The following is a 1,041-nucleotide window of genomic DNA, read 5'->3' as shown; positions in this document are numbered from 1 at the left end:
CTGGACATCGACGCCGGGGAGCTGGATCTGGACGCGGTGCGCGACGCACGCGTCTTCTGGGTCACCGGGACGGGGCTGAGCGAGGAGCCGAGCCGCTCGGCCACGCTGGCCGCGCTGGCGCACCGGGCGAAGACGGGGCCGACGGTGTTCGACCTGGACTGGCGGCCGATGTTCTGGGCAGACCCGTCCGAGGCCCGTACGTACTACGCCGAGGCGCTGCGCCATACGACGGTCGCGGTCGGCAACGTCGACGAGTGCGAGGTCGCCACCGGTGAGCGTGAGCCGTATACGGCGGCGAAGGCGCTGCTCGCGGCGGGGGTCGAGCTGGCGGTGGTGAAGCAGGGACCGAAGGGGGTGCTGGCGGTGGGCCGGGACGGCTCGGCCGCCGAGATCCCACCGGTCCCGGTGGACGTCGTCAACGGCCTCGGCGCCGGTGACGCCTTCGGCGGGGCGCTCTGCCACGGTCTGCTGTCCGGGTGGGACACCCGCCGCACCGTGTCGTTCGCCAACGCGGCGGGCGCCCTGGTCGCCGGCGAGCTGGCCTGCTCCGACGCCATGCCGACCGAGACCGAGGTGGAGGCGAAGCTCGCCACCGCGAGCCACGCCCAGCACGGCGAAACCCCCCACGACGAAGCAACCCGAGAGGTGTGAGGCAGTGCAGTCCGACAAGGTGAGCCGGATCGTGGACGCCAGGGTCAAGGACCCCGGTGCCATAGCGGCGGCGGCCGCCCGGCGCGTCAGGGCGACCTCGCTGCTCGGCGAGCACGGCAAGGCGATGATCATCGCCGCCGACCACCCGGCGCGCGGCGCCAACGCGGTGGGCGACGATCCGTCCGCGATGGCCGACCGCTTCGAGCTGCTCGAAAGGATGTGCGTCGCGCTGGAGCGACCGGGCGTGACGGGTGTCCTCGGCACCGCCGACATCCTGGAGGACCTGCTCCTGCTCGGGGTTCTCGACGGCAAGAGTGTCTTCGGTTCGATGAACCGGGCGGGGCTGGCGGGTTCGGTCTTCGAGATCGACGACCGGTTCACCGGCTACGA

1 protein-coding gene and 1 pseudogene are annotated in these 1,041 nt (G+C 72.4%); both read left to right on the top strand.

Annotation, left to right across the window (positions count from 1 at the left end; genetic code table 11):
• Positions 1-651, top strand: a 651-nt coding sequence (locus tag ACFYWX_RS47760; protein WP_389431815.1) for a PfkB family carbohydrate kinase, incomplete at its 5' end; no start/stop codon positions are given.
• 4 nt (positions 652-655) lie between these two features.
• Positions 656-1,041: pseudogene (locus ACFYWX_RS47755) on the top strand (aldolase); the annotation flags it as partial.

The organism is Streptomyces sp. NPDC002888, assembly GCF_042888465.1.
Taxonomy (GTDB): domain Bacteria; phylum Actinomycetota; class Actinomycetes; order Streptomycetales; family Streptomycetaceae; genus Streptomyces.
This window is presented reverse-complemented; position numbering and strand designations above follow the sequence as displayed.